The following is a 17,761-nucleotide window of genomic DNA, read 5'->3' as shown; positions in this document are numbered from 1 at the left end:
GCATCACTCCTTTATTTTTGAAAAAGGACAGTTTTAATGAGTTTAGGAAAAATTCTTCGTGTGGCGAAAGACAGTATTGCATACGAACTCGGTTTAAAATCCGGAGACAGCATTGTATCTGTAAATGGGCAGAAATTAAAGGACATCATTGATATGAGCTTTGCATTTGCAGAAGAGGATATCGACCTTTTGATTCAGCATTCGGACGGAACGCAGGAAATGTATTCTTTTTCCAAGGATTATGACGATGAGCTTGGGGTTGAATTTGAAGCTGCGGTTTTTGATGGAATCCGTTCGTGTGCCAACCATTGTTATTTCTGCTTTGTTGACCAGGTACCTCCCAATATGCGTGACAGCCTGCATATAAAGGATGATGATTACAGACTTTCCTTCCTGTATGGTAATTTTATTACCATGACGAATATGGGAAAGGCAGATTTTGACCGAATCAGAAAATATCATCTGTCTCCGTTGTATGTTTCTGTTCACACGATGAATATGGAGCTTAGAAAACAGATGCTCCGTACACCATTGGCAGGAAATCTTATAGCGCAGCTTGAAAGTCTGGAAAAGGCTGATATAGAGTATCATACACAGATTGTTTTGTGTCCGGGGCTTAATGACGGCGATGATTTGGATAATACGATTCAAAAGCTTTTGGAGCGCCGTCCTTATTTGCAGTCACTTGCAATTGTTCCTGTAGGTCTTACACGATTCCGTACTGATTGTTATCCGTTACAGCTTTTCGACAAGGAAGGAGCACGAAAGGTTGTAGCACAGGTAAAAAAATGGCAGGATAAAAATCGTGAAGAGACAGGCGAAACTTTAATATATTTAAGCGATGAGTTTTATCTTTTGGCCGGCGAAGATATACCACCGGCTGAATACTATGATGGATTTCCGCAGCTTGATAACGGTATCGGTCTTACGAGAAATTTCATTGATGAATGGACCGAAGCGGAAAAAGAAATAATGCCGGCTGCTTTTGACAAGACAGTAAAACTTTTGGTAGTATCAGGAAAAGCAATCGAGCCGATATTTGAGAAGTTAATTAAAAGGATTAATATCCCTCAATTAGATGTACATATTTTGGCAGTTGAAAACCAATATTACGGGACATCTGTCGATGTATCAGGACTTTTAACAGGCGTGGATATAAAAAATGCTGTTTGTGCAATTAAAGAAAAAGCTGACTTTGACGGTGTAATAATACCAAGCAGCGCAGTTCGTGCAGGTGATGACATACTTTTGGATGATATGACCGTAAGCGAACTGGAAAAACAAATTTCCATTCCTGTTAAGTCTGCACTGGGTGGCAGAGATTTGTACAAAATGCTGACTAACTGGTGTATTGAGACAAAATCTGAAGAACGAGAAAAGCTTTATACATGGCAGAGCAATGCCGGATACACAAAATTGAAGGAGGAGGAAAATGAGTAAACCGATAGTAGCTATTGTGGGACGTCCTAACGTTGGCAAATCCACATTGTTTAATCAAATAGGAAAAAAACGCATTTCCATTGTTGATGATATGCCCGGAGTAACCCGTGACCGTATTTATCTTGACGCGGTATGGCTGGGAAAACCTTTTGTAATGATTGATACAGGTGGAATTGAGTTCTCAGGTGATGATAAAATTTTATCCTCCATGCGGGACCAGGCGAAGCTTGCTATGGATGAAGCGGATGTCATTGTATTTGTTGTTGATGGCAGAACGGGACTTACGACATCTGACGAGGAAGTCGGCAAAATGCTCCGCACAACAAAGAAACCTGTTATCCTCGCTGTAAATAAAATCGACAGCCCTAAACAGGACAATGATATATATGAATTTTACAATCTTGGACTGGGTGATCCTATTCCCATAGCCGCGGCAAATGCACTGAATCTCGGAGATTTGCTTGATGCAGTTGTCGCCGCATTCCCGGATAACTCAGACGAAGATGAAGAATCTGATGAAATCCATATTGCTGTTATAGGACGTCCAAATGTTGGCAAATCTTCACTGGTTAACACACTTTTGGGAGAAGAACGTGTTATCGTAAGCGATATACCGGGCACGACGCGTGATGCAATAGATACACACTTTAAGAAGGATAATATCAAATTTACGCTCATAGACACGGCCGGTATGCGAAGGAAGGCTCATATTGATGAAGCAATCGAGCATTACAGCGTACTGCGTTCATTAAGAGCAATAGACCGTTCCGATGTAGTATTGATGGTTATAAATGCAGTAGAGGGCATTACCGACCAGGATACGAAAATCGCGGGCTATGCCCATGATTCCGGCAAGGGTGTTATTCTTGTTGTAAACAAGTGGGATATCTATGAGAATAAAGATGAGAAATCTACCCTCAGATTTACGGAAGACCTGCGCGAGAAAATCGGATTCCTGCAGTACGCACCTGTAATTTATATCTCTGCACTCACAGGGCAGCGTGTGCATCGTATAACCGATTTGGTAAAATATGTAGCCGACCAGCAGTCGATGCGTATTAAGACCAGCGTATTAAATGAACTTCTTCGTGACGCTATAGCAATAAATCCGCCGCCTTCATATAAAGGAAAACCGTTGAAGGTTCTGTTCATGACACAGGCCGGAATAAAACCGCCTAAGTTCATCATTTTCGTAAATGATCCTGAATTGATGCATTTTTCGTATCTGCGTTTCCTTGAGAACAAGATACGTGAAACCTTTGGCTTCGAAGGCGCGCCTTTGAAGCTTATCGTTCGTGGACGAAAAGAGGAGGATGATGATTGACATGTCAGCAATCCTTGGATGCCTTTTGAGCTATCTTATCGGCTCCATTCCGACAGGGCTTATTCTTGGCAAGCTGCTGTGGGGAGTCGATCTTCGTGAACATGGAAGTCATAACATAGGTGCAACAAACGCATGGCGCACATTGGGAAAAGGCCCGGGAATTATAATTTTCCTGCTTGATTTCCTTAAGGGCGTTATCGGTGTAGCTTTGGGAATGTATTTTGCAGGTACTCCGCTAATGATGGTACTGGGTGGAATCATGGCCATCGTCGGACATTCCTGGTCAATATTGCTGAAGTTCAAAGGCGGCAAGGGTGTCGCCACAGGGCTTGGCGTAATCGTTATGCTCATGCCGTCCACGGCACTCATGGTATTCTTGATCTGGTTTGTTATTGTACTGATTACAAAATACGTTTCGCTGGGGTCTATAGTGGCTGCAGCCTGCGTTCCGCTTTTCGCATGGTTATTTAACCAGCCGTGTGAATATATCGTCTTCAGTGTTTTGGCAGCAGTATTTGTCATATATCGTCATAAGACCAATATAGGACGTCTGCTTAACGGTACAGAAAGTAAAATCAAAGCCGGACACAGAACGTAAACACAAACATCCTGATGTATCAAGGAAAATCGTCCTTTTAGAAATTCTAAAAGGACGATTTTTTTACAAGTTAACACTCTTTCCGCCACCAGTGGATTAAGTTTATATGTAAAGGAAAAGTGTCCAAAGCAGAAAGATATTTTACAAAAAATATATCATTTTTCAACAAAGTGTGGTATTATTGTTTATGTGTTCGCGAAAAGTATTAGCGGATATTCAATATTTGTTACATAACAAAGTATGGAGGCGTTTACTTTGAAAGATGAAAAAAGCGGATTTTTTTTAGTAAGAGAAGAGATTTTACCGGAAGCAATCAAGAAAACAATCCGTGTAAAAGAAATGCTTAAACGCGGAGATGCACGTACCATCAACGAAGCTGTTGAAAAAATGGACCTGAGCCGCAGTGCATACTACAAATATAAGGATTATGTTTTCCCGTTTTATGAAGCAAGCAGAAATAAAATCGTAACATTGACGTTCCTTCTGGAACATAAAAGAGGAGTGCTTTCCAGCGTTCTCAACACGATTTCCGGTGACTCGGGAAGCGTATTGACAATCAATCAGGGAATTCCTCTTCAGGGCGTAGCAAATGCGACGATTTCCATTGAGACAGTCAACCTTTCTGTTGATTTGGAAGCACTTCTCGACAAGCTGCGTATGGTAGACGGCGTAAAACGATTGGAAGTTCTTGGTCAGGAATAAATATTATGGGCAAAACTATCAAGATTGGATTATTGGGCTCCGGAACAGTTGGAAGCGGCGTTGTAGAAGTACTGAAAAAAAACGTCGATGAGATTTCACAAAAATCTGGAACCGAAATCGAAATAAAGAAAATCCTGGTCAGAGACCTGAAAAAGAAAAGGCCTCACCTCGAAGGCATGGAGTTGACCGATGATATCAATGATATCCTTAAAGATGAGGATATAGATATCATTGTTGAGCTTATGGGTGGACTTCATCCCGCGCGTGAGTACATGCTTCGGGCAATGAAAGCAGGGAAGCATGTCGTCACAGCCAATAAAGATGTTGTTGCGCAATTTGGCAAGGATATGTTCGGCGCGGCAAAAGAAAACCGCGTGGAGTTCCTTTTTGAAGCCAGCGTGGGCGGCGGTATTCCTATCATTACTCCGCTCAAGGAAAGTCTTACCGCCAACCGCATTACCGAAGTAATGGGTATTGTAAACGGCACGACGAACTACATGCTGACACAGATGACCAATTGCGGCAATGACTACGAAACCGCGCTTCGTGAAGCACAGGAGCTTGGCTATGCAGAAGCAAACCCTGCTGCTGATGTTGAGGGCTATGACGCTGCCCGCAAGGTTGCGATTCTTGCATCACTCGCATTCAATACGCGTGTGACATTGGATGATGTCTCTGTGGAAGGAATTACACATATCACTCCGCAGGATATTGAGTATGCCAAAGAGCTCGGATACGTCATAAAGCTTCTGGCTATCGCAAATGACTCCGAAAAGGGTGTCGATGTCAGAGTGCATCCGGCTTTCCTGAAAAAAGCCCATCCTCTTGCATCGGTAAATGATGTGTTTAACGCTATCTTTATAAAAGGAAATGCCATCGGGGAAGCAATGTTTTACGGTCAGGGAGCGGGCTCGCTTCCGACAGCTTCCGCTGTTGTGGCAGACATCATTACCGTAGCCAGAGAGATTGTAAAAGGAATCTACGCTGCGGTTGACTGCTCGGCATTTCAGGTCAAACCCTTCTGTCCGTTGGAAGAAACGGAATCCTCATATTACATCAGGCTGCTTGTTGCAGACCAGCCGGGTGTTCTGGGAACAATCGCAACAGTATTCGGCGACCAGGGAGTCAGTCTGAAATCCGTTATACAGACACAGCGTGTAAAAGACCAGGCCGAAATTGTTGTGGTTACACATCATGTCTATCATAAACAACTGCTCAAAGCAGAGCAGGTACTCTTAAATCTGCCCGTTGTCACTACGATTTCTAACGTCATCCGGGTCGAAACCAAGAAAGGTGAAGTGTAATGGAACGTTCGATAACGATTCGTGTTCCGGGCACAAGCGCAAACTGCGGCCCCGGCTTTGACACGCTGGGGGTAGCGTGTACAATCTATAATGATATTACACTTTCGCTTTTGCATGAGCCTGACCTGTCAATTGAACTTGAGGGCGAGGGTGCCGAAAATATTCCCTGTGACAGCCGTAATATGGTATGGCGTTCCATACAGACACTTTTGACTCGGGCACACAAAGATAAAGAATATCAGGGCGCGAGGATTCACATGGTCAACAGAGTCCCACTTTCACGGGGACTGGGAAGCAGTGCTTCTGCCATTGTTTCGGGCATAAAGGCAGCGAACGTTCTGATTGACAATTATTTCAGCAGAGCAGAGCTTTTGCAGATTGCAACGGATATAGAAGGACATCCCGACAATGTAGCTCCTGCGATATACGGTGGATTTACCGTAAGTATTGTAGAAAACCACAAGGCGGAAAGCTTTTCCTTTGTACCGCGGATTCCGCTTCAGATGGTTGTAGCAGTTCCGGATTTTTTCTTGTCCACAAAGGCGGCAAGAAAAGTACTGCCAGAAAAGGTTCCGATGCAGGATGCAATCTTTAACATCGGAAGGTCATCAATGCTCGTGGCTGCGCTTATCAAGGGAAATATCCGTTTCCTGCGGCACGCATTTGAAGATGCGCTTCACCAGCCCTACAGAGAGTCACTGATTCCGGGGATGGCAGACGTAATAAAAGCAGCAAAGAGAGAGGGCGCGCTGGGAGCATGCATCAGCGGCGCAGGCCCATGCATAATAGCATATACAGTTGAGCATCCACACGAAGTCGCTTCTGCTATGGAGCAGGCCTTTGCAAAGAATAGTGTCAAAGCAAAGGCTCTGATTCTCGATGTTGACCGCAGAGGGGCCCACATACTGAAGCAGGATGAAATCTGAAATTCATAACTAGAGTTTTCCGGTCCGTATTAACGTACGGACTTTTTTTATGTCCAAATTTAACGATTTTGCGGGAAAATGGCAAAATAAAATTGACGATTTTGCAGAAAAACCGCGAAATAAAATTGACGATTTTGCAGGAAATAGCTAAAATAAAATTAACGATTTTGAGGTTGGAGGTGTTTGAATGTTTAAGCGCAAGATATACAATCAGCTGTTACATTGGAAAAATTCATCAAATGGAAAGACAGCTGTACTTGTTGAGGGGCCGCGTCGTGTTGGGAAATCTACGTTGGTGAAAGAATTTGCAAAGAACGAATACGAAACATATATTTTTCTTGATTTCTATAGAGCGTCTCCTGAAACAAAGGAATTATTTGATGACCTGTCAGATTTAAATTACATTTTTCTCCAGCTGCAGTTGACATACAATACCAGTCTGAAAGAACGCAAATCGTGTATCGTATTTGATGAAGTTCAGTTATGCCCTAAAGCACGGCAGGCAATAAAAGCACTTGTCGCAGATGGACGGTATGATTATATAGAGACAGGTTCGCTTATATCTATACGTAAGAATGTTAAAGATATTCTGATACCAAGTGAAGAAAGAAAACTTCACATGTATCCCATGGATTATGAAGAATTTCGCTGGGCATTAGAAGATAATGTATCTGTGCCTATTTTAAAGCAACTCTATGATGCAAAAAAACAGATTGGACAGGCTGCAAACCGTAAGCTGTTAAGAGACTTTCGGCTATATATGCTTGTCGGTGGAATGCCGCAGGCAGTTGAAAAATACATAATAACAAATGATTTGAGTGAAGTCGATCTCGTAAAACGAGACATATTGACATTATATGAAGATGATTTTCGGAAGATTGATTCGAGCGGAAAGCTCTCTATTTTATTTGATGCCATTCCCTCACAGCTAATGTCGAATGCTTCACGCTATAAGGTATCAAGCGTTTTGGAAGGAAGCAGGGGCAAAGATATTATTGAACAAATAGCAGAGCTGAAGGATTCAGGGACTGTGTTAGTATCATATCACGTAAACAATCCGGAAGCAGGACTGGCGCAAAACAAAGACTTATCAAGATTCAAGCTCTTTGTTGCGGATACAGGCTTGTTTGTTACACTAGCATTTAAAGATAAGAGCTTTACGGAAAACGATATATATTCAAAGCTGCTTAATGGAAAGCTGCATGCTAATCTTGGCTATATCTACGAAAATATAGTTGCACAAACATTGGCAGCAAATGGACATGAACTCTACTACCATACCTTTCTTAATGAAAAATCAAGGCATAACTATGAGATTGATTTTTTGATTTCATCAAAAAACAAAGTATGTCCTATAGAAGTGAAAAGCTCAGGGTATAAGAGCCATTCGTCACTAGATGCATTCACCGAAAAATATTCCTCAAGAATAGACCATGGAATTTTGATTTATACAAAAGATTACATGAGGGATGGTACATTGGAATACATTCCTGTGCAAATGGCGCAGTTTATATAGCTAGAGAGGTTTTACACTAGAAAAGAGAATAACTCGAATGAAAAGCCGTAATCCAGAGCAAAGGATTACGGCTTTTTGCTTTTATAGGCAAAAAATTATTCTGACGTTGTATTTTGGTTTCTTCACGGCATGTATATATACGAATAGATGAAATAGAAAAAGCATCTTTTGTCTGCTGAAATTTTGGCAGGTAAGAGATGCTTTTTTAGTGGGATAAATTTTTTGAAAAGTATACGTTTCTAAATGAAATTTTGAATCTCTTGAATCTTCAACGGTTTCAAGGGTTCATTTAGAAATTATTATAGCATAATCCCACGTTTCTAAACGTATACGTTTTCGAAATTTAGAAACTAGGGGAGAATAAGATGATATCTATTAAGGATATTCTGAAGAAAGATGAATATGAACATATTTCGCAGTTTACGAAGGAAGATAAAAAGTGGATCAATGATCGTATAAAAATTAGGAAGGATGGAGAGCCTGGCATTGAGTGCATTAAACGTGGTAAAAATAACGACGGAGATTATTTTAAACTTACGCCAGAAGAGATTATTCGTCAGTATTATACTTATATTTTAACAACTAATTATGGGTATAAGATAGACCAGATATCTTTTGAAGAACCAGTTATTTTTGCGGGCAAACAAACAATCAATGATAAAAGGATTGATATTGCCGTATTTGATGAAAATCATAAGCACATTAGGATGATTATTGAAGTTAAACGCCCTGGGATAGACGATTATAAAAAAAGCTGGGATGGTGAGTCAACGACTCCTTTTCAACAGATGCAAACATATTGTAATCAAAAACATCCGTGTGTTGGTGTTCTTGTAAATGGAAATAAAGCGCCCGAGTTTTATGATTCTCCAGACTATGAAACACAAATAGTGTTAGATAAATTTCCACGCTCAGATGAGGATATTGATGCGTGGAAGGAGAATCGGCGATTTACATTAAAACAACTTATTCAATGTGATAGGCTTAAAACAGAAACATTAAAAGATATTATTCTTAGTGTTGAACAGAGATTTGGAGCAAATGATTCTAGTGATAAGGCGTTTGAAGAGATATTTAAGTTGATTTTTATAAAATTGTACGATGAAGTGTTATCAAGTCAGGATGCAGATGAAATAGCAATCGTAACAACAAAATATAAAATTCCATTTAAGGATATTGATGATTCTGGATTTAGGGTAATGCAATTTAGAGTTAAGGAAACAGAGTCTCTTGATGATATTTATCGCAATATGAGTGATTTGTTTTCTGAAGCAAAGAATAAATGGCCCGGTGTATTTGCTCCAGAAGATGTTCTTGATATGCATGCCGAAACAATTAAATCATGTGTAAAAGAGCTACAGAATGTTAAGTTGTTTAATTCTAACCTTGAAGTTGTTGATGATGCATTTGAACATTTAGTAAATAAAAATCAAAAGAGTGATATGGGACAATTTTTTACGCCTAGATATGTTATAGATATGTGCGTAAAGATGTTAAATCCTAAGCCTAAAGAAAAAATGATTGATACTGCTGCAGGAAGCTGTGGGTTTCCTATGCACACAATATTTCATGTTTGGAAGCAAATTAATCCACAAGCGATCAATTTGTTTACCACTAGAGCCAGAAAGCCGGAGGAATTAGCTTATGTCCAAAACAACGTATTTGGTATAGATTATAGTGAAAAATCAGTAAGAGTAGGGCGTATGTTGAACATCATAGCAGGTGATGGACATACAAATGTTATTTATCTTAATACACTTGATTTCTATAACTGGAAGAAGAATTTCCTTGATGATGATAAGTGGCAGAGTAAATATCACGAAGGCTTTGTAAAGTTGGCGCAGTTAAGCGCTGATCCGATTGCAAATTCAGATAGAAAGAAGTACAAGGCATTTAACTTTGATATTTTGATGGCAAATCCACCTTTTGCTGGAGCATTAGATAATACTGAGCAGATTTCTCAGTATGATTTAGGACATAAAGGAGGGATTTGTTCCGCGAAATTGCAGAATGCAGTTGATAGAGACATTCTGTTTATTGAGCGAAATCTTAATTTCCTTAAACCGGGTGGAAGAATGGCTGTTGTTTTACCCCAAGGAACATTCAATAATTCTTCAGCTCAATATATTCGTGAGTATATTTTAAAGCAGTGTAGGCTTCTAGCGGTTGTTGGTTTGCATGGTAATACATTTAAAAACGGTAAGTCCGGAACTGGAACAAAAACCAGTGTACTATTTGTCCAAAAATGGACAGATGAAAATTGTGGGTTTCCTAATATTTGTCCCAAACCGGAATTGAATCAAAAAGGAGAGTTGGATTATTCTGTTTTTTTTGCGACTATGCAAGAGCCTAGTAAAGATAGTTCAGGAGATAAAATATATGTTACTGAAACCTACGTGAATTGGAACACATATAAGTATATTACAGAACGCCATTATTTTCGAAAATCGGATAAACAGGAGGTTACTGAGGCTGAATATAATGCAGGAAAAGCATCAGAATATATTATTAAGGACGTTTCAATTACAGAAGTAGAAGAGCATAAGAATAGTAGTGGAAGTACAGATTTTATTAAGGATTTATTTATTGAAGAATATGGAGAACTTGATACACATAAGAAATGGATATTGAAGAATGCGACCTTTGTGTTAAAAAATAAAAAGAAAGATGCAGAATGCTATGAGGAATCTTTAAATATTGAGGATTACTTACAGTTATCGGAGTTTGATAAAAAGCATTACAAAGAAGTTGCTACTATTGGAGAAAATACTAAAGGCGTTATTTCGCAGGCAGAGTACGAGGCATTAGATAAATCTGTACAAAAATTCTATCTTGTTGCAGAAGAGGTTTTTGAAAGGACGGAACGTGTAAAAGATACTCATGGACACATATTTGTGAAGCATGATTTATTTAATCACGATCCGGATTTAGCTAATCCAAATCCTAATAATATATATAGTCAAGATGGTATTGCAGAAGCATTTATAGAGTTTGCTAAACGAGAAGGTTTAAGTTTTTTTCAATAAGCCCATCCACTGAGCCTTTCGACGAAGCAAAGTTTAAGGCATTGATGGATGGGCATGAGTGCAGCGAAGTATTACTTAGCGAAATATTAAGAATAAAAAGGATGGATGCTGAATATTATTCCAAAGAGTATGTTTATGAAACTGAACAGTTATTAAAGAGAAAGCATTTCAATATTGGTAAGTATTATAAGGTTACAGATGGTGAACATGGGTCAGTTGATTACTTAGATTGTGGTGTTAAGTACTTAACTGCAGAAAACATTAGAAAAGGATATATTGATCTTTCAAAGATTAGATATGTTAGTGAGGATGTTGACAAGAAGAATGCCCGTGCAAGAGTACAGGAAGGAGATATTCTCATATCAATTAAAGGCACCTTGGGGCAAATTGCTGTGGCAACAGCAGATTTGGCGCCTTGTAATATGAATCGTGATGTGGCGATAATAAAACCTTTATACTCTACGACTAATTCAAATTATTTCATGGCGTTATTCATGATGGGAAAGTATGGAGCACTACAATCTCAAAGAGGTGGCTCGGGTGGAGTTCAACAGATGATTACTCTTGGACGATTGAGAGAATTTATCATCCCGGAGTTTAGTGAAATTTTTTATGATAAGCTGAAAAAAGCGTATGAACAGTTTTTGAAGTTAATGAATCATTCTAAAGAAAGCTTTGAGGAGGCAGAAGAATATCTGTTAGACAAGTTGGAAGTCAAAATAGATAAACTTTCTACTAATTCAATTGCAATCAAATCACTAGGTGAAAGTTTCAGTAGTGTTGGAAGGATAGATGCTGAATATTACCAGCAAAAGAATTATGATATGATTGGACAGATTAGGTCAATTGGTACTATTGGAAACCTTTGCAACATTTACGATAAAACATTTACCCCGGTTGCTGGAGAGCGTTATCAATATATAGAGTTGGCTAATATCGGAAAAGTTGGTGATATTGATGATGTAGAAGAAGTTAAAGGTGAAGACCTGCCTGCCAGAGCGAGACGTCTCGTTAAAAAAGGATATGTGATAGTTTCGTCTGTTGAGGGTTCACTTGAAAGTTGTGCGTTAGTTACAGAAAAATATGACAATGCATTATGTTCAACAGGTTTTTACGTGATAGATTCGGATAATTACAATAGTGAAACATTATTAGTTTTGCTAAAATCCAAGCCAATACAGATGTTGTTGAAGAGGGGATGCTCGGGGACTATTCTTACTAATATTACAAAAGATGAATTTATGAAAATTCCGTTGCCTAAAATTACAAATGAAACTCAAGATGAACTAAAAAAGATAGTTAGAAACGCCTACGATTTGAGAAAAAAGAGCAGAGATTTATTGAACTATTCAAAGAGGGCTGTAGAGATGGCGATTGAAGAAAATGAGGTAACTGCAACAAAATGGCTTGAAAAAAGAATTAGTACAATTTGCAGAGTAGGTTTTTAAAGTCTATTAAAAGGATTATTCTCGATAAGAGAATAATCCTTTTTTTCGAAGAGATTGGTTCTAGGATAACCGTTTGTCATGTATATAAGCAACGAAGTCGGGATTTTTTCGTATGGAAAAATTTGAATAAATGCGTTAAAATAAAAGAGTATGGCGGATAGGAGGAGAGTGCATGGGACAGATTATTCCTTATAAAGATAAAAATCCTGTAATTGCGCCTGATGTTTTCGTCGCTGACGGAGCAAGGATTATTGGTGATGTCACTTTGGGTGAGGGTTCCAATGTCTGGTTCAACACGGTTGTCAGAGGAGACATACAGAAGGTAGTAGTAGGGAAGTTTACTAATATTCAGGATAACTGTACTGTTCATGTCATGGCCAGTGAGCCGACTATTATCGGTGATTATGTTACCATAGGGCATAATGCTATAATCCATTGCTCCAAGGTTGGAAACAACTGCCTTATCGGTATGGGAGCGGTGCTTCTCGGTCATGCTGTAATAGAGGATAACTGCGTTATTGGCGCGGGTACGATTATTACACAGGGAAAAGTCATTCCTGCCAACAGTCTTGTCTACGGAAATCCTGCGCGTATCGTCCGTGATTTGCGCGATGATGAAATCGAGGCTATAAAGCAGTCTGCCGTAGACTACAATGATATTGCCAGTCACTATTTACAAAAGTAAATAGTAATACATAACAAAAGGAGAAATGATTTAACATGGAAAAAACATTAGTATTGGTAAAGCCGGATGCTTTTAAGGCTCATCACACAGGTGACATTGTAAAGCGTTATGAGGATGAGGGACTTCAGCTTCTCGCTATGCGCATGATGAAGATGACGAAGGAAGTTGCTGCAAAGCATTATGAAGAGCATATCGGCCGTCCGTACTATGGTGAGCTTGAGACTTTCATGACTTCCGGACCTATCGTTGCTATGGTTCTGGCAGGCGAAGGCGCTATTGCAAAGGTTCGTGAAATCAACGGCAAGACTGACCCTGCAGAGGCTGCAGAGGGCACAATCCGCAAGCTTTATGCTGCAAGCAAAGGCGAGAATGCAGTTCATGCATCCGACAGCCCGGAGAGCGCAGCTCGCGAAATTCATATTTTCTTCAACGAAACTGAAATTTTTGACTGAGGTGATCGAAGATGGGCGTTTATACGAAAACAGGCGATAAAGGGCAGACCAGTCTTTTTACAGGAGAACGTGTAGATAAGGATTCCCTTCGGGTTGAAACGTATGGTACCATCGACGAAATGAACTCAGCTTTGGGTATGGCCCGGGCTTTTTGCGAGAATGAAGACGTAAAAACCCGCATATACCTTTTACAGAAAAATGTTTCTCTTTTCATGGCTGATTTAGCAAGCCTCGGAAGTGAGCCGTATATCAAGGAATTTAACATCCAGGAGCTTGAGAGTGAGATTGACGAGATCGAGGGGATTGTCGGTCCGTTGGCATGCTTCCTTGTCCCGGGTGATTCCAAAGGCGGAGCAATGCTTGATTTGGCGCGTACTATCGCACGCCGTGCAGAGCGTCAGATTCTGCGCCTCTCCAAACAGGAGGAAGTGCATGATACAGACAGACTGTATATAAACCGTCTTTCCGATTATTGCTTCATGCTCATGCGTCTTGAGGAGCATAAGGAAGAGTGATTAGAGTAAACAAATGAGAAATCCCCGGCCGATTGGTCGGGGATTTTTTGCTGCGTTTTTCCGTTAAAGTTTTTTGTTAGTCAGAACATCATCAAGGTTGTTCAGTACATCATTTATATTTTCTTCCGTTATTACAAGTGGAGGCTGGAACGCCATAACGTTTCTTGAGATTCCGTTTTTGCCAATGATAAAGCCGCGGTTCTTCATTTCTTCCAGAACTTCATCCAGCTCATTAAAGGCAGGAGATTTATCCGCATGGACAAATTCTGCGCCGTTCATCAGTCCGAGACCGCGAATGTCTCCGATGATAGGGTGCTTTTTAGCCAGTTCAGCCAATCCTTCACGGAGCTGTACGCCTCTGTCGTACGCGTTCTGCAGAAGATTGTGCTCTTCGATGTACGAAAGTACAGCAAGTCCTGCTGCTGAGGATACCGGGTTGCCGCCCAATGTGGACGCTCCGGGGCGGGTATATGTATCCGCAATTTTTGCGGAGGCAATGAATGCGCTGATAGGCGCGCCGTTGCCCAGTGCTTTTGCCATTGTCATGATGTCGGGTTCTACGTCAAAGTTTTCAATGGCAAACATTTTCCCTGTGCGTGCAAAGCCTGTCTGAACTTCATCAATTATAAGAAGCGTGTTGTATTTTTCCAGTATTTCTTTTACACGCTTGAAATATCCCTTTGGAGGAACCACGATTCCTGCATTACCCTGAATTGATTCTGCGATAAAAGCAGCAGGATTACCGGAGGTTGCTGTTTTGATGATGTCCTCAATCTGATTTGCGCATTCAAGGTCGCATTCAGGATATTTTTTCCCGAGAGGGCATCGGTAGCAGTAGGGGTTTGGTGCAAAGCTGATTCCACCGCATGGATTGGGGTCAGTGCGCCACATTCCGATGCCTGTAACACTCATACCCAGTTTTGTGCGGCCGTGAAGTCCGTTGCGAAGCGCGATAAATTCACTGCTTTTGGTATAGATTGTGGCGAGCAGCAACGCACCTTCATTTGCTTCCGAGCCTGTGGAGCAGAAGAAGGATTTCTGCAGCTTGCCCGGTGTAACCTCTGCCAGCTTTTCGGCAAGGTTTACGAAGTTTTCCGTCAGATAGATGTTGCAGACGTGCTGCAGGCTCTGTACCTGTTCAACGACCTTTTGTGTGATTTCAGGGTTGCAGTGTCCGCAGTTTATAACAGATACACCTGCAAAGCAGTCCAGGTATTTTTTTCCTTCGGTGTCAAAAAGGTATTGCATGGAACCTTTGACAAATTCCGGAGGATCCTGAAAAAAATGTGCCAGACACGGCATGATGTATTTCTTTTTCTTTTCAAGAATAGCTTTTGGTCCGATATAAGATTTCATGCAGTATGTCATCTCCTGATTTATTTTGATTCAGCAAAGCGGTATGCTCCGATTCCGAAGGGACGTTTGTTTTCCTTTTCGAGATTGTCTATAACGCTCAGGTCAAGCTCAACTGCTCTGTTATCCAGCTTATTAAGAGCTTCCTTATACAATGCGGTTGTTTTCTTTACAAGCTCCGGCTCCATGTCCTGTGCCTCAATCCGGAAATTAGATACTGCAGCATGAAGCTGCGGCAGATACGGATACAGACAGAGGTCGTTGGTGAACAAGATATGCGTTCTTCCGTACTGGTCTCTGCGCAGGGAGTGAATTGCTCCTGTTTCGTCCTTCAACGCGTACCGGTGTTTATCCGATTCTTCGCTGAAGGAATCCTGCGGATTGGACAGCGACGGGAAATCATGGTCGCAAATCATTGACTCGTATGCACCGTGGACTATAACCTCCAATGGAGCATCTGCTTTCTTAGCCATATCCGTCAGCTGATGAAGCGAAAGCTCGTAGGAAACGGTGGAAAGGGATACACGGTGCCGCTTGAAGAATTCTGCCGCTGTATGGTTAAAGAGGTTAAGCGAGAAATCTGTCTGAAGCGGAAGCGAGGTGATTTTTTCAGCAAGATACATGCTTCCGGGATTGCCAAGCAGAATTCCGTCCGGCTTTAATGCTTCAACTGCTTCAAGCTGAAGCTCCAGCTCCTGTACCTCACGCATGGTTGTAGTGCGCGGGGTATCCAAAATGAAACGGACATTGTGCTTATGCGCGTAGTCGATTGCATCCTTCAATGCTGAAAGAGTCCATGGCTTGGCAGGCGCATATACTTCTCCGCCTGCATAAACTGCGTCAGCGCCGCCATCAATAGCGGCTTTTAAGCCTTCCATGTCCCGGACACGTACAGCGAGAGAGGATTTCTTTTCAACAGACGCTGCTGCTTCCTGAGTAGTTTTTTCATCACCGTATTTAGCTTCGGGAATAGCCTTGCTGAAAAAGCGCGGTTCGCGTGTTCCGTCAAATCCGATTGCGTTTTTGTCAGGGTGCCCCATGGCAAAGCATGTGGAAAAATCACGGGCACGGTTGTTGTAGAGGGCCTTCCAGTCGTCTTCGTTAATCTGATATCCGGTCGGGTCAGCGATATATGCGTCGATTGCACGGCGGTAAATGCTGACAATCTCGTGAACGAAAGGAGCAGGGCGCATACGTCCCTCAATCTTGAAGGAAGCGACTCCTGCCTGAATCAGATCCGGAAGGTTGCGGTACATGCACATGTCCTTTAATGCCAGCTTATACGGTCCGTCAGACGTATCCGGGGCTTTTTCCAGCGTGTCCTCATAGAGAAGCTCATACGGCCATCTGCAGGGTTTCAGGCATCGGCCGCGGTTTCCGCTCTGTCCGAAGAGTACACCGGAGTGGATGCACTGGCCGCTCTCGGAAATGCACATATCGCCGTGAACGAAGTATTCGACCTCGATGCCTGTGCGTTCACGAAGAATGGAAAGCTCAGTAAGAGACATTTCTCGGCTGGCAACAACACGTGTGATTCCATACTGCTGCAGAAGCTTTACAGCGTGCTCGTTATGTGTGTTCATCATAATAGATGCATGGAGAGGAATCTTGATTCCGAGGCGTTTTACAAGCTCGATAACGGCAAAATCCTGTACAAGAATAGCATCAGGCTTAATCGTATCAAGGTATTGCAGGAACTTTTCCAAATCAGGAAGCTCTTCTTCGCTGATGAGGTTGTTTATGGTGATATAAAGGCGTACGCCATGCTCGTGCGTATATTTAATAGCTTCTTTGAGTTCTTCATCACTGAAATTCATATCCTGACGGTGCAGGCGCATATTAAAATGCTTGCCGCCGAGGTATACGGCATCGGCTCCTGCGTCTACAGCAGCTTTAAGAACTTCAAAGTTTCCTGCCGGTGCCAGAAGCTCGACAGATTCGCGTGTCAAAGTCATAAGTATTTTTCTCCTTTATTGAATTCTTTCATTATTATAACTCATTCATTACGGTTTTGCCAAAGGCAATCCTGCTAATTAGGCATTCTGTAAATTTTTATTATCCTTTTACTTGTTTCTATACTAAAGTGTGCTATAATTATTTTATATTATTTTCACGGAGTAAAGGAATAAAGAGAAAAAATATTATTGTGGTGGTGTTAGTATGATAAATCCAAAAATCAAAGATGAACTTACCGACCAGCTTTGTGATGCTTTGCTGGTCCTGAAGACACAGGAGGAATGCTACGAGTTCCTGGAGGATATATGTACTATAGGCGAGCTGAAGGCATTGGCACAGCGTCTTGAGGTTGCGCGTATGCTTTCTGTGGGTAATACCTATGATGCTATTGTTGAACGTACAGGAGCAAGCACGGCTACAATCAGCCGCGTGAAGAAGTGCCTTAATTACGGTGCCGATGGCTACAATGTTATATTGCAGCGTTTCAAGGAAAAGGAAAGCAGGAAGGTGGAATAA

Annotated in this window: 15 protein-coding genes; 13 read left to right on the top strand and 2 right to left on the bottom strand. The window is 41.3% G+C overall.

The window, feature by feature from the left end; genetic code table 11:
- Nucleotides 1-36 precede the first annotated feature (36 nt).
- From BUA83_RS05150 to BUA83_RS05095, 12 genes are all read left to right on the top strand, one after another.
- A complete protein-coding gene (locus tag BUA83_RS05150) occupies nt 37-1,440 on the top strand; it encodes a DUF512 domain-containing protein (protein ID WP_072935146.1) in 1,404 nt (467 codons plus the stop codon).
- Complete coding sequence (gene der, locus BUA83_RS05145; RefSeq protein ID WP_072935145.1) at nt 1,433-2,764, top strand: ribosome biogenesis GTPase Der; 1,332 nt, start codon at nt 1,433-1,435, stop codon at nt 2,762-2,764. The genes BUA83_RS05150 and der overlap by 8 nt, the downstream gene beginning before the upstream one ends.
- Nucleotide 2,765: 1 nt before the next feature.
- Nucleotides 2,766-3,362 (top strand): glycerol-3-phosphate 1-O-acyltransferase PlsY, encoded by a 597-nt coding sequence (gene plsY / locus BUA83_RS05140; protein WP_407695185.1) that lies wholly within the window; start codon nt 2,766-2,768, stop codon nt 3,360-3,362.
- Between the two features lie 255 nt (nt 3,363-3,617).
- Nucleotides 3,618-4,064, top strand: coding sequence for an ACT domain-containing protein (locus BUA83_RS05135; protein ID WP_200795989.1), 447 nt, complete (start codon nt 3,618-3,620; stop codon nt 4,062-4,064).
- A 5-nt stretch (nt 4,065-4,069) separates the two neighbouring features.
- A complete protein-coding gene (locus BUA83_RS05130; RefSeq protein ID WP_072935142.1) occupies nt 4,070-5,368 on the top strand; it encodes a homoserine dehydrogenase in 1,299 nt (432 codons plus the stop codon).
- Entirely contained in the window at nt 5,368-6,294 is a 927-nt protein-coding gene (thrB, locus tag BUA83_RS05125) for a homoserine kinase (protein WP_072935141.1), read from the top strand. The genes BUA83_RS05130 and thrB overlap by 1 nt, the downstream gene beginning before the upstream one ends.
- 187 nt (nt 6,295-6,481) lie before the next feature.
- The gene (locus BUA83_RS05120) at nt 6,482-7,810 is read left to right on the top strand and encodes an ATP-binding protein (protein ID WP_072935140.1); all 1,329 of its coding nucleotides are present in this window, start codon (nt 6,482-6,484) and stop codon (nt 7,808-7,810) included.
- Nucleotides 7,811-8,175: 365 nt separating this feature from the next.
- Nucleotides 8,176-10,836, top strand: a complete 2,661-nt coding sequence (locus BUA83_RS05115; RefSeq protein ID WP_072935139.1) for a type I restriction-modification system subunit M — start codon at nt 8,176-8,178, stop codon at nt 10,834-10,836.
- Between the two features lie 44 nt (nt 10,837-10,880).
- Nucleotides 10,881-12,284 carry a restriction endonuclease subunit S gene (locus BUA83_RS05110; RefSeq protein ID WP_144340505.1) on the top strand — a complete coding sequence of 468 codons (1,404 nt, stop codon included), beginning with the start codon at nt 10,881-10,883 and terminating at the stop codon, nt 12,282-12,284.
- Nucleotides 12,285-12,456: 172 nt separating this feature from the next.
- Nucleotides 12,457-12,969 carry a gamma carbonic anhydrase family protein gene (locus BUA83_RS05105; RefSeq protein ID WP_072935137.1) on the top strand — a complete coding sequence of 171 codons (513 nt, stop codon included), beginning with the start codon at nt 12,457-12,459 and terminating at the stop codon, nt 12,967-12,969.
- A 35-nt stretch (nt 12,970-13,004) separates the two neighbouring features.
- A complete protein-coding gene (gene ndk, locus BUA83_RS05100; RefSeq protein ID WP_072935136.1) occupies nt 13,005-13,421 on the top strand; it encodes a nucleoside-diphosphate kinase in 417 nt (138 codons plus the stop codon).
- Between the two features lie 11 nt (nt 13,422-13,432).
- Nucleotides 13,433-13,936, top strand: coding sequence for a cob(I)yrinic acid a,c-diamide adenosyltransferase (locus BUA83_RS05095; protein ID WP_072935135.1), 504 nt, complete (start codon nt 13,433-13,435; stop codon nt 13,934-13,936).
- Nucleotides 13,937-13,999: 63 nt separating this feature from the next.
- On the opposite strand, the gene BUA83_RS05090 is transcribed toward BUA83_RS05095, so the two are convergent.
- Both BUA83_RS05090 and BUA83_RS05085 read right to left on the bottom strand, forming a co-directional pair.
- Complete coding sequence (locus BUA83_RS05090) at nt 14,000-15,292, bottom strand: aspartate aminotransferase family protein (protein ID WP_072935134.1); 1,293 nt, start codon at nt 15,290-15,292, stop codon at nt 14,000-14,002.
- 20 nt (nt 15,293-15,312) lie between these two features.
- Nucleotides 15,313-17,244 (bottom strand): peptidase U32 family protein, encoded by a 1,932-nt coding sequence (locus BUA83_RS05085; protein WP_072935133.1) that lies wholly within the window; start codon nt 17,242-17,244, stop codon nt 15,313-15,315.
- 205 nt (nt 17,245-17,449) lie between these two features.
- Here BUA83_RS05085 and BUA83_RS05080 point away from each other — a divergent pair, with 205 nt between their 5' ends.
- A complete protein-coding gene (locus BUA83_RS05080) occupies nt 17,450-17,761 on the top strand; it encodes a YerC/YecD family TrpR-related protein (RefSeq protein ID WP_072935132.1) in 312 nt (103 codons plus the stop codon).

The organism is Schwartzia succinivorans DSM 10502 (genome assembly GCF_900129225.1).
Lineage (GTDB): Bacteria > Bacillota > Negativicutes > Selenomonadales > Selenomonadaceae > Schwartzia > Schwartzia succinivorans.
Note: the sequence above shows the minus strand (reverse complement) of the source record. Positions and strands in the feature narration are given on the sequence as shown.